The organism is Mycolicibacterium parafortuitum, assembly GCF_010725485.1.
In the GTDB taxonomy this organism is placed as follows: Bacteria; Actinomycetota; Actinomycetes; order Mycobacteriales; family Mycobacteriaceae; genus Mycobacterium.
On record NZ_AP022598.1, the window covers coordinates 4,282,238 to 4,306,037 of the forward strand.

Sequence of the window (23,800 nt, forward strand, 5' to 3'; positions counted from 1 at the left end):
ACACGTGTTCTAGTCGAGGGGTGCTGGACTACACCCACGTGGACGGATTGAGCGCAGCCGACATCGCCCGGTTGCGTGCTGTGTACGAACCCCTCACCCAGTCAGTGCGCGAACTCATCGACGCGACGATCCGCACCGAGGTGGACGCCGACGCCGTCGCAGCCGCCAAGGCCGAGATCGACTCCGCCACCGCGCGGTTGCGGGCTGTGCAGTGCGAAGGCTCGTTCGGGGTCCAGACCGGGGCGGACGGCCAGTCGATGCCGTGGGGCAACGCGGTGATCGGCGTGCGCAATCCGAGCGCGCCGCCGCTGGTCATCCACAAGGACGGCGACGGCGGGGCCCGCAGCGACTTCTACCTCGGAGCGGCCTTCGAGGGTCCGCCGGGGCATGTGCACGGCGGGGTCTCGGCCAAGATCCTCGACCACATCCTCGGCGACGCGGCGAGCAAGCCGGGCGCGCACCGCCTGACCGGCACCATCACGGTGCGTTACCGGCGCCTGACGCCGCTGGGGCGGCTGCATTCCGAAGCGCGGGTGACTCACACCGACGGGTTCAAGACCTACGCGGTCGGGCACATCGCCGACGCCACCGGAATCACCGTGGAGGCCGAGGCGGTGTTCATCGAGCCGCGCTGGGCGCGGGGATGACCTCGATCGCGTTCAGATAGCGCGCGATCGCGCTGGCCTCGGCGACGAGCACGCGTGATGAACCGTCGTCGGCGCCGTACCTCGAAGCGGCCTCCCGCAGCCGCTGCGCCGCGGCCTCCAGTTCGGCGGAGTCGACCGTCCACGGCGACGCCGCCGTCGGCGGGTCCCCGCACAGCGCCTCCACATACTCGTCCACCGTGACCGCGAACTGACGGTCCTCGATCGTCGGCTGACCCTGTGGCAGGTTCGCCTCCAGCGTGGCGCACGACGCCGTCAGCGAGTTCACCGCGGTGCGGTAGGAGCGCAGCCAGTGCCGCAACTCGGGCGCCTCCATCCGCATCGCGCCCGATGTCGCCTCGAACGCCGCCCTGGCCCGGTACGCCCGCTGCCATGCGGCGCTCAGCGCGTCGGCAGGATGTTCCATCGCGTGCACGTAGCCCTTGATCACCGTTGCGGCGTAGTCGATCTCGGTCTTGAGCAGCTCGCCGGCACGTTGCGCCAGCCGCGTCAGCTGATCGTCGGGTAGCACGACGTGCGAGACGACGGCCAGACCGCCGCCGATGAGCGTGGCCAGCACGGGGTCGGTCATCGAGGGCGGTGCGCCGTCGCGGCTCACTTCGAGCAGGAACATCGCGGCCGCGGCCACCGCGGACGACATCGCGATGAACCCCAGCCCGGACACGAGGTAGGCGGACGCGATCCCGACCACCGCGAAGACCGCCGACACCCATGTGGGCGGGTCGAGAAGGATCAGCACGGTGGAGGCGGCGACGATGCCGACGAGGCTGCCCGCCAACCGGCCGACACAGCGGGTGTAGGTGTGGGCGGTCTCCGGTCGCAACACCAGCAGCACGGTCAGCAAAATCCAGTATCCGTACGGCACATGGGCCAGGTGCTCGATCGCGCAGCCGGCGACGATCGCCGCGGCGAGCCGGACCGAGTGGCGCAACACCGGGGAGCGTCGCCGCAGATGCCCACGTACGGTCTCGATCGCCGCGCGCACCGACGACGGCAGTTCTGACCGGCGCAACCGGACCGCGTCGGGGGTGGACGGAACGAAGTCGCCGAGACGCATCGCCACCACTTCGTGCAACAGGGCCGAGAGCCGCTGGACCGGGCCGGATTCCGGACCCTCGACGTCGGCGACCACGGAGTCGAACCGGGTGATCGCCACGTCGGTGCGGACGCGCCCAGAACGGCTGGTGTCCGCCACCGCCATCATCGTGTCGGCGGCCTCTTCCAGAACCCGGTCCAGTGCGTCGGACCGGGATCCGGAAGCGATGTCGGTCAACGTCGCGGCGATGCGTTCCGGCAGTGCGTACCAGCCGCGGTAATCGGCAGGCCGACGCGATGTCGGGCGCGTCGTTCTGGTGAATGCTTCGCGAAGCGCGACCAGCGGTTCGGTGTCGACGCGCCAGCCGTCCCGGTCCTCGACGAGGCGGCGCGTGTCGGTGGCCAGCGACCGGTACGCGGTGACCACCGCATCGCGCTGATCCCGCCATCTCTGCGGCGGCCAGATCGCGATCACCGCGGCCTGGGTCAGTGCGCCGGCAACGGCGAGGGCGGCGGTCCACGGTGCGGCAGTCAGCGCGGGCGAGGCCACCTGCGCGCCGACCAGCAACGCGCCGGACGCGGCGCCGAGCAGTCCGGTGTTGGGTCCGTTCGCCCACAGCATTGCCGCGCCGGCGCACCACGCCGCCGCCACGACGACGAAAAGCACAGGGACCGAGGCGGTCAGCGCACCGAGCAGTACCGCGCCACCGGCGAGCGCCGAGGCCAGATACACCAGCGGCACGCGGGACCGAGGGCTGTCCTGAAACGCGCAAGCACCGGCGATCGCGGCGGCTCCGCCCGCGGTGGTGGCCGAACCCGGTGGACCCCACTGCATCGCGATCGCAGTGATCGCCGCCACCGCAACCAGACTGCGCAAGGCCGCAGCGAGATCCGGCAGCGCCGGACGCACCGCGAGACCCTTGATCACTCGTCCATTCTGACCCGGCTATGTTCGCCGGGTGGAGAAAGTGATGATCACCCTGCGTGGCGCGCCCGGCGACGAGGCCTGGTGCACCCGGCTGCGCACCGACGTCGCCCGGCAACTGCTGGCCACCGGTGCGCCCGGGCTGACCGTCAACGTGCGCGACGCGGCGGTGACCGATTCGCTGATGACGTTGACGACCCTCGAACCGCCGGTGATCGCACTGGTCAGCATGTGGACGCCGCAATACTACGGTGAGCAGATCCGCACCGCGACAACGGTATTGGCGGAGCTGTGCGACCAGGCCGCGGCGTACCTGGTCACCGAGTCGGTGCCGCTGCCCGGTCCGCGGACCGACCCGGGCGTGCGGACGCCGGGGCTGGCCAACGTCGCGTTGCTGCGCAGACCGGGCGGACTCGACGAGCGCACATGGTTGCACCGTTGGCATCACGACCACACCCAGGTCGCGATCGACACCCAGGCGACGTTCGGGTATGTCCAGAACACGGTGGTGCGCGCGCTGACCGACGACGCCGCGCCGGTCGACGCGATCGTCGAGGAGCTGTTCCCGATCGAGGCCACCGCCGACCTGCACGCGTTCTTCGGTGCCGCCGACGACGCCGATCTGAGTGATCGGATGTCCAGGATGGTGGCCAGTACGACGGCGTTCGGGGCCAACGAAAACGTCGACACCGTGCCGACGAGCCGCTACGTGCTGCGCGACCCGTTCCCGGCTTCGCCCGATGCGACGGCCGGCCGCGATAGCCTGCAGCCGTGACTTTGCAGATCAGCGACGAGAACCGGGTCCGCACGCTGGTGTTCGACCGGCCCGAGGCGCTCAACGCGTTCAACCAGGAGCTCTATCTCGCCACCGCGACGGCGCTGCGTGACGCCGCCGAGGACCCCGAGGTCGCCGTGGTGCTGCTGACCGGGGCAGGGCGCGCGTTCAGCGCGGGCAACGACCTCAAGGAGATGCAGGCCGGTATCGCCGACGGGTCGCTGACCTCCGAGGGCAGCCACTTCACCACGATGATCGACGCCCTCATCGAGTTGCCCAAGCCGTTGATCTGTGCGGTCAACGGGGTCGGGCTCGGTATCGGCACCACGATCCTGGGCTACGCCGATCTGGTCTTCATGTCCTCGACTGCGCGGTTGAAGTGCCCGTTCACCAGCCTCGGGGTGGCACCCGAAGCCGCATCGTCGTATCTGCTGCCGCAGCTGATCGGACGGCAGAATGCCGCCTGGCTGCTGTTGTCGTCGGAATGGGTGGACGCCGAGGAGGCCAAACGGATGGGCATCGCCTGGAAGGTGTGCGAGCCCGACGACCTGCTGCCCGAGGCGCGCAGGCACGCCGAAATCCTTGCGTCCCGCTCGATTCCGAGCCTGGTCGCGGTCAAGAAGACGATGGTGGCGCCCTACCGAGATGAGATCGCCGCGGCCACCGCGCGGGAGAACGCGCACTTCCAGGAACTTCTCGGTGGAGCCGCCAATGCTGCCGCGCTGGCCGAGTTCACCGGCAAGGGCTGATTCAGCCCACGCTCTCGCGCTTGCAGTCGACGGCTTGGAAGTGTGCCTCGATGATCGTCCTGAGGGTTCGCCGGCATCTGCCGCAGTCGCCGCCCGCGCCGCAGGCCTCCGCGATCTCTTTCGAGGTCCGTGCACCGTTGGCCACCACTTCGTGGACCACATGGCTGGTGGTCCCGGTGCAGAGGCAGACGAACATGCGCGGCTATCCCTGTCCGCCGACGCTCATCAGGTGGGCGAACCGGCCGACGAAGCGGGTCGGATAAGGGCCCATGCCCGCATTGGCCATCCATTCGGCGGCCGCATCGGGATGCTCGATCCACTGCCTGGCGCTGGCCTCGTCGGCGATCTCCTGCAGGATCAGCACCTCGTGGCCGTCGTCGAGGGCGCGGTAGACCCAGATCTTGCGGACCCCGCCGCGGCGGAACCGGTCGAGTCCGTCGTGCACCTTGTCCATCAACGTCGGGACGTCGTCGACCGAGGACATCACGCCGACCACCACGCGGCCCACGTGTCCTTCTGAGCCGTCACCGAGCAGGTCGATCTTCTCGACGACCTCCCCGCCGAATACCGGCGGGATATCGTCTGCGCCGGAAATGTTGAACCATTCGAAGATCGCCGGCGATCTCAGTACCTCTCGAATGGAGCGCGCGTGGTGAATTCCGATGGTGGCGAGTACACGGCGCGGTTCCCAAATGGATTCGTACAACACGACGTGATGGGCACCGATCGAGGCGAGGCCGTCGCGGTGCTTTTCGAGCCATTTCCACATCACGTCGACATCGTCGACCTTGAAATCACAGGCAAGAATGAATGAGTGCAAGTCGTACTCACCCATTGGTTACCCTTACCTATAGTCCGGCAAAAAACGTTAGCGCAGTCTAACCTTACTTAGCGTAGGCAGTCCAGACTTCCGCGCTGATCTGCGACTGGAGTCGCCGGACGATCCGGCGAACCACCCGGACGGGGCGAAAAGACCGGGTTTTGTGCCTCGTTCCCGGCGCCCCTTTGGACTAGATTGAAATGTGCTCGCACTCAGCCCGTGCAGATAGCGCACGCCCTCGGCCCACGATGTTCTTAGGAGCAGATGATGCAAGGCGATCCCGAAGTTCTGAAATTGCTCAACGAGCAATTGACGAGCGAACTGACGGCGATCAACCAATATTTCCTCCATTCGAAGATGCAGGACAATTGGGGCTTCACCGAATTGGCCGAACACACCCGCAAAGAATCGTTCGAAGAAATGGTTCACGCGGAGGAGATCACCAACCGGATCCTGATCCTCGACGGTCTGCCGAATTACCAGCGGCTGTTCTCGCTGCGCGTCGGGCAGACCGTGCGCGAGCAGTTCGAGGCCGACCTGGAGATCGAGAAGGAGGTCGTCGCGCGCCTGAAGCCGGGCATCATCATGTGCCGCGACAAGGGTGACGCGACCTCGGCCACGCTGTTCGAGAAGATCCTCGCCGACGAGGAATTGCACATCGACTACCTCGAGACACAGTTGGAGTTGATGAACAAGCTCGGCGAGGAGCTGTATCTGGCCCAGTGCGTGTCGCGGCCGCCGCAGTAACCGATTAGAGACGCCGCGCGCGGGAAATCCTGCCCCGGCGCGCCACGACCACGGCGCGCCGGAAGGGTAGGTATGACGGCGTCTCCGGCACCATCACGGACAGCCACTCCGAGCGGAGTGGCTGCCGATACGGACCGCGACGAAGGTCCGGTCGAGCCGGTTCCGGTGAGCACCCGACGCCGCAACGTCATCTTCGTCGCGGTGGTGCTCGGCATGTTGTTGGCGGCGCTGGACCAGACCATCGTCGCGACCGCGCTGCCGACCGTGGTCGCCGATCTGGGCGGGGCAGGGCACCAGTCCTGGGTGGTCACCAGCTATCTGCTGGCGTCGACGGTCTCGACCGCGATCGTCGGCAAGCTCGGAGACCTGTTCGGCCGCAAGGTGATCTTCGCCGCGGCGGTGGTGTTCTTCCTGATCGGCTCTGTGCTGTGCGGGATCTCGTCGTCGATGGACATGCTCGTCGCATCTCGCGCGCTGCAGGGCATCGGCGGCGGTGCGCTGATGGTGACCGCCACGGCACTGATCGGCGAGGTGATCCCGCTGCGTGACCGCGGCCGCTACCAGGGTGCGCTCGGAGCGGTGTTCGGTGTCACGACGGTGATCGGACCACTGCTCGGCGGCTATTTCACCGACCACCTGACCTGGCGGTGGGCGTTCTGGATCAACGTCCCCATCGGCATCGTGGTGCTGGTCGTCGCGCTGGCCACCATCCCGGCGCTGGGTGCGCGGTCGCGTCCGGTGATCGATTACGCGGGCATCGTGCTCATCGGCCTCGGCGCGTCCGGGCTGACTCTGGCGACCAGTTGGGGTGGCAGCACCTACCCGTGGGCGTCACCGATGATCATCGGACTGTTTCTCGGATCGATCGTCGCCGTGGCGGCGTTCGTGTGGGTCGAACTGCGCGCCGAGGAGCCGGTGCTGCCGATCCGGCTGTTCTCGAGCCCGGTGTTCACCGTGTGCTGCGTGCTGTCGTTCATCGTCGGCTTCGCGATGCTCGGCGCGCTGACCTTCCTGCCCACGTTCATGCAGTTCGTCGACGGCGTGTCGGCGACGGAGTCGGGGATACGTACCCTGCCGATGGTCGCCGGGCTGCTGCTCACGTCGACCGGAAGCGGGGCGCTCGTCAGCCGCACCGGTCGTTACAAGATCTTCCCGGTCCTCGGCACGGCGGTGATGGTGCTGGGCTTCGTGCTGCTGTCGCAGATGGACGCCACCACGCCGGTCTGGCAGCAGAGTGTGTACCTGTTCGTGCTCGGCACGGGCATCGGTATGTGCATGCAGGTTCTCGTGCTGATCGTGCAGAGCACCGCGAATTTCTCCGATCTCGGCGTCGCGACCTCGGGCATCACGTTCTTCCGGACCATCGGAAGTTCCTTCGGTGCGGCCATCTTCGGATCGTTGTTCGCGAACTTCCTCAACGCCAGGGTGCCGACTGCGCTCGCCGAGAGCGGAGCGCCACCCGCCGCCGCCGAGTCGCCGCGACTGCTGCACGAGCTGCCCGATGCGGTGGCCGCCCCGATCGTCGGGGCGTACGCCGACTCGCTGGGGATGGTGTTCCTGTGCGCGGCGCCGGTGGCCGTGGTCGGCTTCCTGGTCGCGCTGACGCTGAAGCAGGTCCCGTTGCGCGAGATGGAGACCACGGCGGCGCTCGACATGGGCGAGGGCTTCGGCATGCCGTCGGGCGACACCTCCGAACGGATGCTCGAGATGGCGGTCGGCAGGCTCGTCCGGCACTCGCCCGAGATCAAACTGCGCAGCATCGCCGGCACCCACGGCTGCGACCCCGACGTCGCGGTGCTGTGGGCGCTGGTCCAGATCTACCGGCAGAGCCAGGTTTTCGGCTCCGCCCGGCTATCCGAGATGGGCGAGCGGCTGCGCGTCCCGCCCGAGGTGCTCGAGCCCGTGTTCGACCGCCTCACCGAGCGCGGCTACGCGCTGCGGACCGGCGATCAGCTGTGGCTGACGCAGTCCGGCGCGCAGCAGGTGTCCGCGGCCACCGCGGCGCTGGTGAGCCGCATCGTGGCGAAGCTGGAGATCTCGCCGACGTTCGAGGGCCGGCCGGACCGCGACGAGGTGGAGGCCGCGCTGGAACGGATCGCGCAGCGGCTGCTGGTGCAGCGGGACTGGGATGACGAGCCCGACAATCTCGCCACGGCGGGAAAGTGAAACAGGTTACAGTTCTCCGATGAGCCGAATCGGAGACTTCGCCGACGACGACGTGACCGGCTTCGCGGTGAGGTCACCTGAGCTGGGGAGCGCGATGGCCCAGTTCTCGAACGCCGTCTACACGAAAAGCCGGCTGCCGATGAGAACCCGGGAAGCCGCCCGCATCGTGATCGCGTACGCCAACGAATGCGTGGTGTGCCAGAACACCCGTGACGGCGAAGGCGCGGAGAACGGGCTCACCGAGGAGTTCTACGACTACGCCACCCAGTGGCGGACCTGGCCGGGCTACAGCGACGAGGAGCGCATCGCGATGGAGTTCGCGCACCGCTTCGCCACCGACCACACCGGGTTACGCGACGACGAGGACTTCTGGGAGCGCGCCAGGGCGCACTTCTCCGACGACTTGCTGACCGACCTGGCGATCTCCTGTGCGATGTGGGTCGGGATGGGCCGGATGTTGCGCACGCTCGACATCGGGCAGAGCTGCAAGATCACCCTGTAGGGGTCCGCGCCGCGTTGCAGAATGGCGGGTATGGCCGCCAAACCGCTCGCCGCCGCCGCCATCGCCCAGCTGGAGGCCGACGGGGTCGCGACCCTGATCGGCACCGTGGTGAATCCGGCCGGACTGACCCTGGCGAAAACCGTTCCGCTGCGCCGGATGGGCGCGTTCGCCGAACCCGGTCTGGGCGCGAGTCCGGTCTGGCATGTGTTCACCATCGACCACACCGGGATCGTGTTCAGCGAGTCCACCGGGGTGGTCGGGGACCAGCGGGTGCGCATCGACCTGGGCGCACTGCGCATCCTCGGTGACGGATTCGCGTGGGCCCCGGCATCGTTCTTCGCCCAGGACGGGCAGCCCGACCCGTACTGTCCGCGCGGGACACTCCAGAAGGTGCAGGACAGATTGGCCGACGCCGGCATCAGGGCGCTGGTGGGTCATGAGATCGAGTTCGTGCTGGTCGGTCCCGACGGGGCGCAACTCCCCGCCCATCTGTGGGCGCAGTACGGGCTGGCCGGGGTGCTGGAGCACGAAGGTTTCGTCCGGGACGTGACCGCCGCGGCGAACGCGTCCGGTGTCGCGATGGAGCAGTTCCACCCCGAGTACGGGGCCAACCAGTTCGAGATCTCACTGGCCCCGCAGCCGCCCGTCGCGGCGGCGGACTCCGTCACCCTGATGCGGATCATCATCGGCCGGGTGGCCCGTGCGCACGGCATGCGCGTCAGCCTGTCCCCGGTGCCGTTCGCCGGCGGCGTCGGATCCGGTGCCCACCAGCACTTCTCGCTACTGCGTGACGACGTTCCGGTGTTCTCCGGTGGTGAAGGGCCCGCCGGGATGACCTCGGAAGGGGCGGGTGCGGTCGCCGGGGTGTTGTCCGGTCTGCCCGACGCCCAGGGTGTGCTCGGCGGCTCGATCCTGTCGGGGTTGCGGATGCAGCCGGGGACCTGGGCCGGGGCCTACGCGTGCTGGGGCACCGAGAACCGGGAGGCCGCGGTGCGTTATCTACGTAGCGGGGACGCCAATCCGTACGGCGCCAACGTCGAGGTGAAGGTCATCGACCCGTCCGCCAACCCGTATCTGGCATCCGCGGCGATCCTCGGACTGGCTCTCGACGGCATCGACAACAGGCGCAGGCTGCCCGCCGAGGTCGGGGTCGACCCGTCGAGTCTGTCGGAGGCCGAGCGTGTCGAGGCCGGGATCACGGTGCTGCGCACCGATCTGCCTGCCATCCTGGACACTCTCGACGATTCGGCGAAGATGCGCGGCATCCTCGGCGACGCGGTGGTCAACGCGGTGGTCGCCGTGCGCAGGTACGAGCAGGAGAACTTCGCGGGCCTGACGTCCCATGAACTCGCCGACAAGTTCCGTCTCGCCTGGAGTGTCTGAGTGACCGCTCGGCCATCTCGGCGCGGATCCGCGCTGCGCGAGCATGTCGCGGCGGTGCCGCTGATCGACCACCATGTCCACGGCTGCTGGCTGGACCCCGTCGGCAGGTCGCGGTTCGAGAACGCGCTCAACGAGGCCAACACCGAACCGTTGGCCGCGTTCGGCTCGGCCTTCGACACCCAGCTCGGGTTCGCGGTACGCGCGCACTGCGCCCCGACGCTGGGGCTGGCACGCCACGCCGACGCCGACGCCTATTGGGCGAAGCGCTGCTCGATCCCCGAGGACCTGCTGGCACACCGGTTTCTCGCCGGCGCGCAGGTGTCGGACTGGCTCATCGACACCGGATTCGCCTGCGAGGTGGCCGATCTCGAGGAGTTCGCCGGCCTGGGCGCGGGTCGGGTGCACGAAGTGGTCCGGCTGGAGACGGTGGCCGAACAGGCCGCCGCCGCTTCGGGAGACTACGCGGACGCATTCGACGATCTGCTGTGGCGACAGGCCCGCACCGCGGTGGGGGTCAAGTCGATCCTGGCCTACCGCGGCGGCTTCGTCGGTGACCTGTCCGAGCCGTCGGCCGCCGAGGTCGCCGACGCGGCTGCCCGCTGGCGCGACGCGGGCGGGGACCGGTTGACCGACCGGGTGCTGCTGCGGTTCGGGTTGCACCGCGCGCTGCGGCTCGGCAAGCCGCTGCAGTTCCACGTCGGGTTCGGCGACCGCGATTGTGACCTGGACACCGCCAACCCACTGCATCTGCTGGACTTCCTGCGGGTCAGCGGAGACACCCCGGTGATGCTGTTGCACTGTTATCCGTACGAACGCGAGGCCGGATACCTGGCCCAGGCGTTCAACAACGTCTACCTCGACGGCGGGCTGTCCATCAACTACCTCGGCGTCCGTGCCGAGGCGTTCATCGGCCGCCTGCTGGAGATGGCGCCGTTCCGCAAGATCCTGTACTCGTCGGACGGCTTCGGCCCGCCCGAGCTGCATTTTCTCGGATCGCGGCTGTGGCGCAACGGAATCGGCCGGGTCGTGCAACGCTTCGTCGACGCCGACGAGTGGAGCGAGGCCGACGGTATCCGGGTGATCGACCTGATCGCGCATCGCAACGCCCGGCGCGTCTACCGGTTGGACTGACGCCAGGGGGTTGACAACATACAACCAATCGGTTGTATGTTTATGGGGTGATCGTGCGGAGCGAGGACAGCGTCGACGCGCTGTTCCACGCGCTCGCCGACCGCACCCGCCGCGACATCCTGCGCCGGGTGATGGCCGGGGAGCACTCGGTTTCCGCGCTCGCGTCCAACTACGACATGAGTTTCGCCGCCGTGCAGAAGCATGTCGCCGTGCTGGACAGAGCCGGTCTGATCACCAAGCGGCGCAACGGCCGTGAGCAACTGGCCCGAGGCGAGGTCGCCGCGGTGCGGTCGGTGGCGTCACTGCTCGAAGAACTCGAGCAGATCTGGCGTGGCCGGGTCGCGCGCATCGACGAACTCATCGCTGCCGATCCGCAACCACCCAGAACCGACGAGGAGTGACCATGCCCGTTACCGACGTCCAGCACGATCTCGAGAACCGGACCCTGACCATCGTCGCCGACTTCGCGGCGCCCGTGCGGCGGGTCTGGCAGATCTACGCCGACCCGCGTCAGCTGGAGAAGATCTGGGGCCCACCGGAATATCCGGCGACCGTGGTGGATCACGACCTGCGCCCGGGTGGCCGGGTGACGTATTACATGACCGGGCCCGAGGGCGACAAGCACGCCGGCTACTGGGAGATCACCGCGGTCGACGAACCGAACGGTTTCTCGTTCGACGACGGGTTCGCCGACCAGGACTTCAACCCGAACCCGGACCTGCCGGTGTCGAAGAACGTGTTCACGTTCGCCGCGCACGACGGCGGTACCCGGGCCACCTTCCTGAGCACCTACGCGTCGGTGGAAGCGCTGCAGCAGGTCCTGGACATGGGCGTGATCGAGGGTGCATCGGCGGCGATCAACCAGATCGACGGTTTTCTCGCCGGCTGACGGCGGGTCAGCGCACCCCGCGCAGCAGCCGCCCTGGCCGGGCCCCGGTGTCGACGCCGTAGCGGCGCGTCACCACGCCACTGACCACGGTCGCGTCATATCCGGAGGCGCCCTGGATCAGCCGGCGGCCACCCGCGGGCAGGTCGTAGACCATCCGTGGCACGTCCAGGCGCACCGCGTCCATGTCGATGACGTTGATGTCGGCCTTCTTACCCTCGGCGATCACCCCGCGGTCGGAGAGGCCGAAAAGCGTTGCCGTGTCCAGTGTCTGCTTGCGAACCACGTACTCCAGGGAGAACTTGGGCCCACGGTGGCGGTCCCTGGCCCAGTGCGTCAACAGGAAGGTGGGGTAAGAGGCGTCACAGATCAGACCGCAGTGCGCACCGCCGTCGGAAAGCCCCGACACCGCCGCGGGACTCTGCATCATCTCGTAGATCGCACTGTGATCACCCTCGGCGTAGTTGAAGAACGGCAACATCAGCATGGCGCCGGCGTCGGCTTCCAGCATCAGGTCGTACATCGTCTCCAGCGGATTCTGGCCGCGGGCCGCGGCGATGGCGGCCACCGTCTTGTCCGGCGTCGGTTCGTAGTCCGGAGGGTCGCCGATGGCGTAGATGCGGTCGGTGCTGAACTGCGCCAGCGCGAACAAGCCGTCGAGCAGGGCACCGGGCGTCGGAGGCAGATCCTCCTCGGCGAGGATCGCCGCCTTGACCGCGGGATCAGCCAACCGGGCCGCGAGTTCGTCCCGGGTCGATCCGGCCGACACTGCACGGAACGTCGGCCGATGGGTGAAGGCGTGATAGCCGGGGAAGCCCAGCAACATGCCGAACGGGCGGGCCGCGAACTGTGCGTAGAGCTCGATGCCGTTCTCATGCGCCTTCTCGGCCCGGTCGAGTTGCCGGCGCCACAGGTCCGGTGCATGCGAAGCCTGGATCAGCGTGAATGACACCGGTCGGCTGATGTCGTCGGAAAGCTTTGCCATCCACTCCATTTCACGCATGCAGGCATCTGCCGGGCTCTCGCCCGCGGTACCCTGTGGAGCCACCTCGAAGACCGCCTGACCGCCGGCGGCCATCGCGCGACCAAGCCCGAAGAGTTCGGCCTCGGCGGCATAGGTGCCCGGTACCGCCTGGCCGTCGATGGCGCGGTGCGCCTCGGTGCGCGAGGTGGAGAAGCCCAGCGCGCCGGCCTCGACGGCCTCCTGGACGATGCGGGCCATCGCGGCGATGTCGTCGGCTGTGGCCTCCTCGTTGTTGGCGCCACGCTCGCCCATCGCGTAACCGCGGACCGCCCCGTGGGCGATCTGCGTCCCGTAGTCGACGGCCAGATTCCGCTTCTCGATCGCGTCGAGGTACTCCGGGAAGCTCTCCCACTGCCAGGTGATGCCCTCGGCCAGTGCGGAACCCGGGATGTCCTCGACTCCCTCCATCAGCTCGATGAGCCACTGCTCGCGACCCGGCCGCACGGGTGCGAAGCCGACGCCGCAGTTGCCGCTGACCACGGTGGTGACCCCGTGCATGCTCGACGGTTCCAGCGTCTCGTCCCAGCTGACCTGACCGTCGTAATGGGTGTGGACGTCGACGAAGCCGGGTGCGACGATGCGGCCGGAAGCGTCGATCTCGTGGGCCGCCGCGGTGTCCAGGCCTCCGGTGTCCCCGTCGCGGCGGCGCACCTCGACGATGCGGCCGTCCTTGACACCGATGTCGGCGCGGAAGCGGTCGGCGCCGGTGCCGTCGACGACGGTGCCGCCGGTGATCTTGAGGTCCAGCATGTGGTCTCTCCTCAAACCAGTCCGGTCGCGTCGAACACCCACGACATGTCTGCCTCGGCGAAATCCGCCAACCAGCTGGGCGGGGCGTGGTCGGCCAGCGCCGACATGTCCCAGTAGTCCTTCCAGAGCGTGATCACACCGTTCTGGACGCGGTGCACCGTGACGAACTGCAGGACCGCGGATTCGCCGGTGGCCCAATGCCATTCCTCGTGGTGTTCGTACATCACGTCGACGCCGTTGCTGACCATCAGGCCGGGGAAGTTCTGGTAGGAAGCCAGCGGCGCGATACCGATCTTGAGACGTTTGACGATGTCCTCGGGGCCGCGGGCGGCGGCGGCGGGCCCGACCGGCATGTCCAGGTAGATGCAGTCCGGTGCGAGGAAGCCTTTGAGCGCATCCCAGTCCCGCGCCGACAGTGCCGCCCACATCCCGTAGACGGTCTGCTCGACCTCGGAGGTTCGATCGGTGATCTGGTCAACCGGCATGGGCGAGTGTCCTTTCGGTGGCCGACAGCGCGGGCGCCCGGTGCGCCGCGCGCAGGAACCGGCCGGTGCGTTCGGCGCCGACGACTGCGGTGGGCTTTCCGTCGAGGAACACGGCGCGGCCGCCGACGAACACGGCGGTCACGGTGTCGTCATTGCGGTTCACCATCCGTGACAGGCCGCCGTACTGGTCGACGGCCTCCTCGGCGTAGTCGTCCAGGCTCGCGTCCAGCCGCTCCGGATCGACGATCACCACGTCGGCGCGATCCCCGAGTCGTAGGTGCCCGGCATCGAGGCGGTACCAGTCGGCCAGCTCACCGGTGAGCCGGTGCACGGCCTGCTCCACCGTCATGAACGGTCGCCCGTTCTGTGCCGCGTCGCGGACGTGACGCAGCAGTCGAAGGCCCATGTTGTAGAACGCCATGTTGCGCAGGTGTGCACCGGCATCGGAGAAGCCCATCTGGATTCCGGTGTCGGCGGCCAGCTTCTTGAGCACCTCCGGGCGGTGGTTGGAAATCGTGGTGCGCCAACGCAATTGAGCACCATGCTCCAGCACCAGATCGAGGAACGCATCCACCGGATGCAGCCCGCCGCGGTCACGCCCGACCTGCCCGAACGATTTCCCGATCACCGACGCGTCGGGGCAGGCCACGATCTCGGCGTCGAAGAAGTCGCGATGCCAGACCCGCATCCCGAATTTCGCGTCGTAGTCCTTGCGGAACGCCCGGCGGTACGCCTCGTCGCGCAGCAGTGCATTGCGCTCGACTTCGTCCTTCAGATGCAGCGCCGCGGCGCCGGACCCGAACTCCTCGAAGATGACCAGGTCGATGCCGTCGGCGTAGACCTCGAACGGAACCGGCAGGTGCTGCCAGCGGAAGTCGCCGCCCAACCGGTTCGCCAGGCGCGCCAGCGGCCCAAGGATCTTGACCGCGAACGGGTTGGACTTCACGTCTGCCGCCGACAGCAGGCTGGTCTTGAGCGGGTTGCGGACGATACCCAGCGAGCCGAACACCTGCGAGCCGATGTTGAGCGGATTCTCGATGTCGGGACCGGACTGCAGGATCCGCCCGGCGCGGCGCAGCAACGACTTGAGCCGGCGCAGTTCGCGCGCTTTGGCATAGGTGGACGGCAACGTGCGGGACCGGCACACCTCGCCGTCGAGCTTGTCGAAGAGCAATTGCTGTGACGACATCCCGACGAAGCCGGCGCGTAGCGCCTCGGTCAGCATCTGCTCCATACGCCGCAGTTCGGCCTCGGTGGGCCGCACGTCGTCACGGGTGGCGCGGTCCAGGCCCATCGTGGCGGCGCGCATATCGGAGTGACCGAGGAACGCGGCGACATTGGGTCCCAGCGGCCTGGCCTCCAGCGCGGCGATGTATCCCTCGCCGTCGGTCCAGGTCTTGTGCCGGTCCACCGCGGCGATGACGTGGTCGCGGGGGATGGCCTCGACCCTGCCGAAGATGTCGCCGGCGTCCTCGGCGCCGACGTACACCGTGGACAGCGAGCACGATCCCAGCATCACGGTGGTGACGCCGTGCCGCAGGGATTCCGACAGCGAGGGCCCGCCGAGGACCTCGACGTCGTAGTGGGTGTGGATGTCGAGCATGCCGGGCAGCACCCACTTACCCGCGGCGTCGATGACCTGCGGGCATCCGGTCTCGTCGAGGTCGCCGTCGGTGATCGCCGCGACGTGGCCGTCGCGGATGCCGAGGGTCCGCACCGCCGACGGCGCCCCGGTTCCGTCGAACCATCGTCCGCCGCGAATGATCGTGTCGTAGCTCACACCCGTGCTCACGCGCTCATTCGAACAGCGCGCGACGGCGGTGTCAACGAAATCGGTGAACAGATTTTCGTGTCTGTCTACTTTGGGCCGCGCGTTCGGACGCGAGCGCACAATGAGCCCTGTGACGCCGCTGCAGCGCTACATCGCAGAAGAGATCGCCACTGACCACCTCGACGGGCTGTTGTCGCGCCGTGAGGCGCTGCGCAGGCTCGCCCTGCTCGGCGTCGGCACCGCGGCCGCGACGGCGCTGATCACCGCGTGCGGGGAGAACAAGCAGGCCCAGGCGAAGTCCACACCGTCCGATGCCTCACCCTCCGACGTGCCGTCCCCGCCGGCCGACGCGCCGGCGCCGGGGATGGACGGTGCGTTGCCGACGGAGCCGGTGACGTGGGCCGGACCGGCGGGGGAGTTGCAGGGCGCCTGGGCGCCGGCGGACCGGTCGCGCGGCGGGGTCCTGGTGATCCACGAGAACAAGGGGCTCAACGACTGGGTCCGCTCGGTCGCGGGTCGGCTCGCGGGCGCGGGCTGTTCCAGCCTGGCCATCGATCTGCTCTCCGAGCGCGGCGGCACCGCGACCTTCGCCGACCCGGCCGAGGCCACCGCGGCGCTGGGCGCCCGCGCGCCCGAGGCCATGGTCGCCGACCTGAAATCCGGGATCGCGGAGCTGGCGCGCCGTACCCCGGGGCAGAAGATCGCCGCCATCGGGTTCTGCATGGGCGGCGGGCTGGTGTGGCGACTGCTCGCGGCGGGGACCCCGGAGCTGGCCGCAGCGCTGCCGTTCTACGGGCCCACCCCCGACGACCCGGATTTCGCCGGGTCGAGGGACGTCGCGGTGCTGGGTTTCTACGGTGAGCGGGACCAGCGGGTCAACGCCACCGAACCGGTCGCTGCGGCGGCGCTGGAAAGGGCCGGGCTGGTACACGAACTCGTCACCGAGCCCGGTGCCGACCACGCGTTCTTCAACGACACCGGCGACCGCTACGACCCGGCGGCGGCCGCGGACGCCTGGTCGCGAACCCTGAACTGGTTGGCTGCCCACGTCGGGTAGATCCGTGAAATACCATCCTGGGATGCTCCGGACATCCGCCGCACTGGCCGTCACCGCCACCATGCTCGGCTTCGGCGCACCCGCGGCGGGCGCGCAGCCGCAACCCGAGGCGTGCACGTACCGGCTGAGCGCACCCACCGTGGTGAACGTCTCGGGCACCGACATGGTCACCGCGACGGTCGGCGTCGGCGCATGCGATGGCGCGGTGACCTTCCAGACCACGGCCTGCATCGCGATGGAGGGCACCGACGGTCCCGGACAGTGCGCGCAGGGCAGGGGGATCCTGCCCGCGCAGGTGTTCTTCCAGCCATACCGGCCCGGGGCGACCTACACCGCGACCGGCAGCGGATGCGCGACCAAGGGCAATCCGCCGCAGAAATACTGCGTAACGACCGGGCCCGCCACCACGACGCTGTGACGACGGTTTAGCCGATCACCGGCTCGGGCATCCGTCCGATCGACGGAGCCGTCAACCATGGCCGCTCCGATAGCGAAGGAGTTCGGCATGGATACCAACGTCGTCGTGATCATCGTGGCCGTCGTCGTCGCACTCATCGTGCTCGGCGCGGTCGTGTTCATGGCCCGCAAGAACCGCAACCGTCGTCGCGCCGAGGAAGCCGACCGGATTCGCCAGGAAGTCCACGAAGACAGCAAGCGCGTCGAACGCCAGGCCACCCTGGTCGAGGAAGCCGAGGCCAAAGCCCGTGCGGCACAGGCTGAAGCGGAGGCCAAGGCCGCCGAGGCCGCCCGCCTCGCCGACACCGCGTCCACCCGGCGCGAGGCGCTGTCGCACTCACAGGAGCACATCGACGCCCGCCGCGAGCACGCCGACAAGATCGACCCGCGTAAGGATGCCGGCCGCGACGACAACGGCCAGAAGGACGGCCTGAACGTCGACGAGCCGGGCCGGCACACGCTGCGCGACGGCCGGGCCGACACGATGCGCCCGGACGTCAGGACCCAGTAGCGGATCCGGCGGCCGGTGGCGTCCATGCCACCGGCAGCCGTTTGATCCCGTGGATGAACGCCGAATGGAGCCGGTCGGGCTCGTCGACGGCCTGGATGTCGGGGATCAACCGGTGCAGTTCCTCGAACGCCACCGTGATCTCGCGGCGTGCCAGATTGGCCCCGAGGCAGAAGTGCGCGCCTCCGCCGCCGAAACCGACATGCGGGTTGGGATGGCGTCCGACGTCGAACATCCACGGGTCGTCGAACTTCGACTCGTCCCGGTTGGCCGAGCCGTACCACAGCGTCACCTTGTCTCCGGCGGCGATGCTCGCGCCGTTGAGCACGATGTCTCGGGTCGCGGTGCGGCGCATGTAGGCGACCGGGGAGGCCCAGCGCACGATCTCCTCGACGGCGGTCGGCGCCATCGCCGCGTAGTCCGCCCACCAGCGCCGTCGTTGCTCGGGATAGCGGCTCAGCGCCAGCACCCCGTGGCTGATGGCGTTGCGGGTGGTCTCGTTCCCCGCCACCACGAGCAGGATGAAGAACGACGCCACCTCTGCGGAGGTCAGCCGCTCCCCGTCCAATTCGGCGAGCACCAGCGCCGTGGTCAGATCGTCGCCCGGACTGCGGCGGCGTTCGTCGGCGAGCCCGCTCGCGTAAGCACCGATGTTCATTGCGACAGAGACGAACTCGTCGAAGTCGGTGGCGATGTCGGGATCGCCGAACCCGAGGATCACATTGGTCCAGTGAAAGATCTGCTGGTGGTCCTGCTCCGGGATGCCCATCATGTCGCAGATGATCTGCAGCGGGAGCGGCCCCGCCAGCGCGGTGACGACGTCGGCGTGACCGTCCGGGTGGGCGGCGACCATGTCGGTCACCAGCCGCCTGGCCCGCTGGCGCACCGACTCCTCGATCAGCGCCAGCACCCGAGGAGTGAACGCGCTGCGCACGATGTTGCGCAGCCGGGTGTGTCGAGGGTCGTCCATCGCGATCATCGACCCGAAATACTCGGCGAGTTCCGGGGTTTGGTCACCGACGGTGATGCCCAGCGCGGAACTGAAGATCTCCGGATGCCTGCTGGCGTAGAACACGTCGTCGTACCGGGTCAGCGCCCAGTGCCCGGCAACGTCGGAATCCTGGTCGACCACGTAGGAGTCGTGGAAGCTGATCGGCGCTTCGCGTCGCAACGTCGCGAACGCCCCGTCGCGGACGTCGTCGTCGAGTCCCCAGAAATCCCAGGAACCCAGCGCGATGTCGGCCAGCGGCACGTCCGGCGGCGCAATCCCGTTGGGGCGGACCAGCGCCGGTTCAAGGCTCATACAGTCCAAGCGTAGCCTCAGGGCCCCGCCTCGTGACCCTTTCGACCGTGAGTCCGGCGGCGCTCCTTCATCCGCGCCTCGTGCACGTGCCGTTCGCCGGCGAGCAGTTCGTCGCGGACCCTCTGCTCGTGCTCCCGGAACACCGACCAGTACGTGTCATCGAACTCCTCGACCACCTGGAACGTCCAGCGGCCGTAGAGCACGTTGCGGCCCACGAGATCGGTCTCCAGCCGCTCGGCGATCGCATCGTTGCCGTTGTCGCGCAGCTGATCGCAGGCTTCCCCGGCCAGCAGATCCGCGCGCCCCATCAACTGGTGGAACGCGTACAGATGCCCCCTCGCGCGCTCCACGAACTCCAGTGCCTCGGTCAGCTTGCCCACGGCGTCGGCCGTCGCGTCATCCGCTTCGCTCACCGCTGCGAGATACCCCCGTCAGAGCAGGTCAATCACCCATCGCATAGACGTGTCCTGGACTCAACTCGGTGGTGACGGCAGTGGCCAGAACGGTTCCCGGATCGGCGCCGTCGACCGGGATGTCGGTGTTGACGAACAGCACCAGCGAGGTCTGCTCCTCGGGCAGGAACACCGAGACGGTCTGGTAGCCGGGCAGGCTGCCGTTGTGTCCGATCCAACCACCGAGGTTGAACACGCCGAGGCCGTATCCGGTGGGGGCGGGATCGCCGAACCTGTCGACGGTCTGCAGGCGCTGCTGCTGCATCTCCCGGGTCAGCAGTGCGCCGTTGGCCAGGGCCGGCGCCCAGATCTGCATGTCTTGCAGGGTCGAGATCATCGCGCCGGCCGCCCACGCCCAGGACGGGTTCCAGTCTGTCGCGGTGGTCTCGCCGCCGTCGAGGGACTGCCGGGTATAGCCCGCTGCGTGGGGCTTCGGGAACTCACTGTCCGAGGGCAGGGTGGTGTCGGACATGCCGAGGGGCCCGCTGACGTGATCGCGCAGATGATCGGCCAGCGAGCGGCCGGTGACGGACTCGACCACCAGTCCGAGCAACAGGGTGTTGGTGTTCGAGTATTCGAACCCGTCGCCGGGGGTGAACGACGCCGGCTGGGAGAACGCGAAGTCGAGCAACTCCTGCGGGGTGAAGCGTCGCTGCGGGTCGCTGTACAGGTCGCGGACGAACTCCGGGTGGTTCGTATAGTTCGCCAGCCCGCTCTGCATCCGCGCCAGCTCACGCAGGGTGATCTCGTCGCCACGCGGCACGCCGGAGACGAACCGGGAGATCGGGTCGTCGAGACCGAGCCTGCCCTGGTCGGCCAGGCGCAGCACCGCGGTAACGGTGAAAGTCTTTGTCTGGCTCCCGATCCGGGTGAACACGTCGACTTTCATCGGGGCGCGCGTCTTCTTGTCGGCGACACCGAACGCGCGCACGTAATCGCCCTGCGGTCCCCGGATACCGATCACGGCACCTGGGATCGACGCGTCGATCATCGCCTGCTCGATGGCGCGGTCCAGGCGGTCGGTCAGCTCCGCCGGCAGCGTCGCGGCAGGCGCGGCGCTGCTGGTGGCCTCACCGTGGTGAGTGGACAGAGCCTCGGCATCGTCTGCGCCCGCCCCGCATCCCGAGGCCGCCAGCACCGTCCCCATCACCACGGCCAGCACCAGCGGCTGCAGACGAAGGCTCACGCATCGACAGTATGCGTCGCGCGCCCGGCGATGAAAGCGTCAGCGGTCGAACAGTCGGCGGTCGAACGTCAGCGGTCGAATTCCGTGTCGTCCTCGGGGACGGGGATCGCCTGCTCGATCAGGTCGGCCTCGCTGGCCTGCCAGTCGCGGTCGACGTCGATGCGCGGCGACGCACCGTCCCAAACCTCATCGTCGGTGTCGTCGATCGGTGTGCGCTGTTCGGCGACGTCGGCTTCCGGCACGTCGTCGAAGGGGTTTCGATCGGGCGTTCCATCGGGTTTGGTCATCGGCAACCTCCGGGCCAGTGTCGTTGAGGTGGTCGTTCGAGTGTGTGTCGTTCGAGTGTGTGTCGTTCCAGTCCTAACCGACGGGCACTGCACTTCCACGATAGGCGCGGTGGCCGGGCAGCCGGTTACCGGTTGTGAACGGCCCATACCCTGTGGCCGGATACATGGCGGAGGTGGCGCCGTGGGGTGTGTGCTGCTGATTCACGGGTTGTTGCACGTCTCGGGTAGGCTTCGGCTACTGCGTGAACAGCGGGAACCGCCCCGATCGGGGTTGGGCCGCGCCCCTCGACCAGCATCCAGAACCTGAAGGCCAATTACCTTGCCCGATACACCGAACGGCTCTGCGGATCTGCAGCCTCACTTCGAGGACGTCCAGTCGCATTACGACTTGTCAGACGACTTCTACCGGTTGTTCCTCGACCGCACGCAAACCTACAGCTGCGCGTATTTCGAACGCGAGGACATGACGCTGGAGGAAGCGCAGCTCGCCAAGATCGACCTGTCGCTGGGCAAACTCGGCCTGGAACCGGGGATGACGCTGCTCGACATCGGCTGCGGCTGGGGTGCGACATTGCTGCGTGCCATCGAGAAGTATGACGTCAACGTCATCGGCCTGACGCTGAGCCGCAATCAGCAGGCGCACGTCCAGAAGGCGCTGGACAGCAGTGACAGCCCCCGAAGCAAGCGGGTGCTGCTGCAGGGCTGGGAGCAATTCGACGAGCCCGTCGACCGGATCGTGTCGATCGGCGCGTTCGAGCACTTCGGCCGCGACCGCTACGACGAGTTCTTCAAGCGTGCCTACGCGGTGCTGCCCGAGGACGGCAGGATGCTGCTGCACACGATCATCAAGCCCACCGACGAGGAGTTCGCCGCGCGGGGGCTGAAGCTGACGATGACCATCGTGCGGTTCTCGAAGTTCATCATGGACGAGATCTTCCCGGGCGGTGACCTGCCCAAGCCCACCACGGTCGCCGAGCACGCGACCAAGGCCGGGTTCGAGGTCACCCGCGAGCAGCGCCTGCGCGAGCACTACGCCAAGACGCTCGACATCTGGGCCGACGCGCTGCGCAGCCGCGAGGCCGAAGCCGTGGAAATCCAGTCCCGCGAGGTCTACGACCGGTACATGAAGTACCTGACCGGATGCGCCGATCTGTTCCGCGACGGCTACACCGACATCTGCCAGTTCACTCTGCAGAAGTGACGCCCCGGTCCCGGTAGGACCGGGCCGGCTGGCCCACCGCGCCGTCGGCGGCGTCGCGGCGCCGGGCGGCCATTCCCGCGAGTGCCTCGAACACCACCCGGTGCGCGGCGTTGACCGTCAGCTCCGCGTGGTCGTAGGCGGGGGCGACCTCGACGACGTCCACACCGGCGACGTCGTGCTCGTAGCAGAGTTGGCGCACCATCCGCAACAGGTCGGCGCTGGTGATTCCGCCGGGCTCGGGGGTTCCCGTGCCGGGCGCGTGCGCGGGGTCGAGCACGTCGATGTCCACCGACACGTACAGCTTGTCGGCTTTGGCCAGCGCTTCGCCGACGGCGTCGGCCATCACCGCTTTGAAGCCGCGCTCCCAGATTTCCTGCATGGTGTGCCAGGTCATCTTCTGCTCTTGCATCCACTCGAACGTGTCCTGCGGCGGCCAGTAGCCGCGCAGACCCACCTGGACGAAGTGCGATCCCGGCACCGCGCCGGATTCGATGAGCCTGCGCATCGGGGTGCCGTGGCTGGCGAGGTTGCCCTCGATCTCGTCGGCGGTGTCGGCGTGGGCGTCGAAGTGCACGATGCCGACGTTGCCGTAGCCGTGCACGTCGGCGACGGCGGTGGCGGCCGGCCACGTGATGGAGTGGTCGCCTCCGAGGATCACCGGCACGATCCCGCGTGAGGCGACCGCGTGCACCCGTTCGCGAATGTTGTTGTGCGACAACTCGGTCTGACCGTGCGGGCAGTACGCGTCGCCGAAGTCGACGACCTCCAGCCAGTCGAAGATCTCCAGCCCCAGGTCCATGTGATAGGTCCCCGGCTCGTATGCGGTGGCGCGGATCGCACGGGGCCCGAACCGAGCGCCGGGCCGGTTGGTCGTGGCGATGTCGAACGGTGCCCCGACGATCGCGGCGTCGGGCTTCCACGAGTCGAGCTGTTCCACCTCGGTCAGGAACGGACGATGACCGAACGAGGCCACACCGGCGTACGCGAGATCCAGCTGTTCGGCCATTCCCGGCGGTAGTTCCCGGCGGTGTCCGTGATCCTGCCCGTGCCTGCTGCCCATGGCACGACCGTACCGCTCAGCCGCCCGGGGAACGGGTCAATGCGGCACGCAGTGCGTCCGGCACCGGTCGCTTGGTCCAGTCCCGGGTCGACACCACGACGTAGACGTTGTGTCCGCGCACCGCAACGCGTTCGGGCTCGGATGCGGTGGCGGCGAGCACGCTGAACTCGACGGTGAAGCTCGTCGACCCGACCCGGCGGCAGCCCGCGGTCACCCGGACGGCGTCGCGCCAGCGCACCGAGGACGCGTAGTCGATCTCGCTGTGCACGACCTGGAAGTCGTACCCGCCGGCCATCAGCTCCGGATACGCCACCCCGAGGTTGTCGAGCAGGCCGGTGCACGCTTCGTCGAACCAGGTCAGGTAATGCCCGTTGAAGACCACGCCCTGCTGGTCGACCTCGGCGTAGCGGGGCACGATCGGCAGGGAGAACGTGGCCGGGATCTCGCTCACCCGAACACCTTAGAAGAAGCCCCGT

The 23,800-nt window shown here is 68.2% G+C and carries 26 protein-coding genes; 14 read left to right on the forward strand and 12 right to left on the reverse strand.

Annotated elements, in window-relative coordinates; translation table 11 throughout:
• Positions 1-20: 20 nt before the first annotated feature.
• The gene (locus NTM_RS20365) at positions 21-647 is read left to right on the forward strand and encodes a PaaI family thioesterase (protein WP_083143851.1); all 627 of its coding nucleotides are present in this window, start codon (positions 21-23) and stop codon (positions 645-647) included.
• Here NTM_RS20365 and NTM_RS20370 read toward each other — a convergent pair.
• Positions 619-2,628, reverse strand: a complete 2,010-nt coding sequence (locus tag NTM_RS20370) for an FUSC family protein (RefSeq protein ID WP_163767394.1) — start codon at positions 2,626-2,628, stop codon at positions 619-621. The two genes, NTM_RS20365 and NTM_RS20370, sit on opposite strands and share 29 nt — an antisense overlap.
• Positions 2,629-2,659: 31 nt before the next feature.
• Here NTM_RS20370 and NTM_RS20375 point away from each other — a divergent pair, with 31 nt between their 5' ends.
• Both NTM_RS20375 and NTM_RS20380 read left to right on the forward strand, forming a co-directional pair.
• Positions 2,660-3,400: an EthD domain-containing protein gene (locus NTM_RS20375; RefSeq protein WP_165761587.1), complete on the forward strand. Its 741-nt coding sequence runs from the start codon at positions 2,660-2,662 to the stop codon at positions 3,398-3,400.
• A complete protein-coding gene (locus tag NTM_RS20380) occupies positions 3,397-4,149 on the forward strand; it encodes an enoyl-CoA hydratase/isomerase family protein (protein ID WP_104861185.1) in 753 nt (250 codons plus the stop codon). The genes NTM_RS20375 and NTM_RS20380 overlap by 4 nt, the downstream gene beginning before the upstream one ends.
• Position 4,150: 1 nt before the next feature.
• Here the strand turns inward: NTM_RS20380 and NTM_RS20385 are convergent, their stop codons facing one another.
• Positions 4,151-4,345: a (2Fe-2S)-binding protein gene (locus tag NTM_RS20385; RefSeq protein ID WP_083143854.1), complete on the reverse strand. Its 195-nt coding sequence runs from the start codon at positions 4,343-4,345 to the stop codon at positions 4,151-4,153.
• Positions 4,346-4,351: 6 nt separating this feature from the next.
• A complete protein-coding gene (locus tag NTM_RS20390) occupies positions 4,352-4,984 on the reverse strand; it encodes a fatty-acid--CoA ligase (protein WP_104861184.1) in 633 nt (210 codons plus the stop codon).
• 252 nt (positions 4,985-5,236) lie between these two features.
• Between NTM_RS20390 and bfr the strand changes: the two genes are divergently transcribed.
• The 7 genes from bfr (at position 5,237) to NTM_RS20425 (ending at position 11,787) form a co-directional block, all read left to right on the forward strand.
• On the forward strand, positions 5,237-5,716 hold the full coding sequence (gene bfr / locus NTM_RS20395; RefSeq protein WP_083143885.1) for a bacterioferritin: 480 nt from the start codon (positions 5,237-5,239) through the stop codon (positions 5,714-5,716).
• Positions 5,717-5,788: 72 nt separating this feature from the next.
• The gene (locus NTM_RS20400) at positions 5,789-7,882 is read left to right on the forward strand and encodes an MDR family MFS transporter (protein WP_163767396.1); all 2,094 of its coding nucleotides are present in this window, start codon (positions 5,789-5,791) and stop codon (positions 7,880-7,882) included.
• Between the two features lie 19 nt (positions 7,883-7,901).
• A complete protein-coding gene (locus NTM_RS20405) occupies positions 7,902-8,384 on the forward strand; it encodes a carboxymuconolactone decarboxylase family protein (RefSeq protein ID WP_083143857.1) in 483 nt (160 codons plus the stop codon).
• 21 nt (positions 8,385-8,405) lie between these two features.
• A complete protein-coding gene (locus tag NTM_RS20410) occupies positions 8,406-9,767 on the forward strand; it encodes a type I glutamate--ammonia ligase (RefSeq protein ID WP_163767398.1) in 1,362 nt (453 codons plus the stop codon).
• Entirely contained in the window at positions 9,768-10,898 is a 1,131-nt protein-coding gene (locus tag NTM_RS20415; protein WP_232079778.1) for an amidohydrolase family protein, read from the forward strand.
• Positions 10,899-10,945: 47 nt separating this feature from the next.
• The gene (locus tag NTM_RS20420; RefSeq protein WP_163767400.1) at positions 10,946-11,299 is read left to right on the forward strand and encodes an ArsR/SmtB family transcription factor; all 354 of its coding nucleotides are present in this window, start codon (positions 10,946-10,948) and stop codon (positions 11,297-11,299) included.
• A 2-nt stretch (positions 11,300-11,301) separates the two neighbouring features.
• Positions 11,302-11,787 (forward strand): SRPBCC family protein, encoded by a 486-nt coding sequence (locus NTM_RS20425; protein ID WP_104861180.1) that lies wholly within the window; start codon positions 11,302-11,304, stop codon positions 11,785-11,787.
• A 7-nt stretch (positions 11,788-11,794) separates the two neighbouring features.
• Here NTM_RS20425 and NTM_RS20430 read toward each other — a convergent pair whose 3' ends face one another.
• Genes NTM_RS20430 through NTM_RS20440 form a run of 3 tightly spaced genes read right to left on the reverse strand, consistent with a single transcriptional unit; the run spans position 11,795 to position 15,823 of the window.
• Positions 11,795-13,558, reverse strand: a complete 1,764-nt coding sequence (locus NTM_RS20430; protein ID WP_163767403.1) for an N-acyl-D-amino-acid deacylase family protein — start codon at positions 13,556-13,558, stop codon at positions 11,795-11,797.
• A gap of 11 nt (positions 13,559-13,569) precedes the next feature.
• A complete protein-coding gene (locus NTM_RS20435; protein WP_083143863.1) occupies positions 13,570-14,043 on the reverse strand; it encodes a nuclear transport factor 2 family protein in 474 nt (157 codons plus the stop codon).
• Complete coding sequence (locus tag NTM_RS20440; RefSeq protein WP_083143886.1) at positions 14,033-15,823, reverse strand: N-acyl-D-amino-acid deacylase family protein; 1,791 nt, start codon at positions 15,821-15,823, stop codon at positions 14,033-14,035. Before NTM_RS20440 ends, NTM_RS20435 begins: the two co-directional genes overlap by 11 nt.
• A gap of 121 nt (positions 15,824-15,944) precedes the next feature.
• Between NTM_RS20440 and NTM_RS20445 the strand changes: the two genes are divergently transcribed.
• The 3 genes from NTM_RS20445 to NTM_RS20455 are packed head-to-tail and all read left to right on the forward strand — an operon-like array spanning position 15,945 to position 17,838.
• Positions 15,945-16,871: a dienelactone hydrolase family protein gene (locus NTM_RS20445; RefSeq protein ID WP_163767404.1), complete on the forward strand. Its 927-nt coding sequence runs from the start codon at positions 15,945-15,947 to the stop codon at positions 16,869-16,871.
• Positions 16,872-16,893: 22 nt separating this feature from the next.
• Entirely contained in the window at positions 16,894-17,289 is a 396-nt protein-coding gene (locus tag NTM_RS20450; RefSeq protein ID WP_163767406.1) for a hypothetical protein, read from the forward strand.
• Between the two features lie 57 nt (positions 17,290-17,346).
• Positions 17,347-17,838 (forward strand): hypothetical protein, encoded by a 492-nt coding sequence (locus NTM_RS20455; protein WP_232079779.1) that lies wholly within the window; start codon positions 17,347-17,349, stop codon positions 17,836-17,838.
• On the opposite strand, the gene NTM_RS20460 is transcribed toward NTM_RS20455, so the two are convergent.
• The 4 genes from NTM_RS20460 to NTM_RS20475 all read right to left on the reverse strand — a co-directional run bounded on the left by NTM_RS20460 (position 17,825) and on the right by NTM_RS20475 (position 21,063).
• Positions 17,825-19,138: a cytochrome P450 gene (locus tag NTM_RS20460; RefSeq protein ID WP_163767408.1), complete on the reverse strand. Its 1,314-nt coding sequence runs from the start codon at positions 19,136-19,138 to the stop codon at positions 17,825-17,827. The genes NTM_RS20455 and NTM_RS20460 overlap by 14 nt on opposite strands.
• A gap of 17 nt (positions 19,139-19,155) precedes the next feature.
• Entirely contained in the window at positions 19,156-19,551 is a 396-nt protein-coding gene (locus NTM_RS20465) for a hypothetical protein (protein WP_163767410.1), read from the reverse strand.
• A gap of 28 nt (positions 19,552-19,579) precedes the next feature.
• Complete coding sequence (locus NTM_RS20470) at positions 19,580-20,737, reverse strand: serine hydrolase domain-containing protein (protein WP_163769566.1); 1,158 nt, start codon at positions 20,735-20,737, stop codon at positions 19,580-19,582.
• 107 nt (positions 20,738-20,844) lie between these two features.
• A complete protein-coding gene (locus NTM_RS20475; RefSeq protein WP_163767412.1) occupies positions 20,845-21,063 on the reverse strand; it encodes an Rv3202a family protein in 219 nt (72 codons plus the stop codon).
• A 319-nt stretch (positions 21,064-21,382) separates the two neighbouring features.
• On the opposite strand from NTM_RS20475, the gene NTM_RS20480 reads away from it, so the two are divergent.
• Entirely contained in the window at positions 21,383-22,264 is an 882-nt protein-coding gene (locus NTM_RS20480; protein WP_104861174.1) for a cyclopropane mycolic acid synthase family methyltransferase, read from the forward strand.
• Here NTM_RS20480 and speB read toward each other — a convergent pair.
• Entirely contained in the window at positions 22,248-23,270 is a 1,023-nt protein-coding gene (gene speB, locus NTM_RS20485; protein ID WP_163769567.1) for an agmatinase, read from the reverse strand. The genes NTM_RS20480 and speB overlap by 17 nt on opposite strands.
• A 70-nt stretch (positions 23,271-23,340) precedes the next feature.
• Entirely contained in the window at positions 23,341-23,775 is a 435-nt protein-coding gene (locus NTM_RS20490) for an acyl-CoA thioesterase (protein WP_232079781.1), read from the reverse strand.
• Positions 23,776-23,800: the final 25 nt, after the last annotated feature.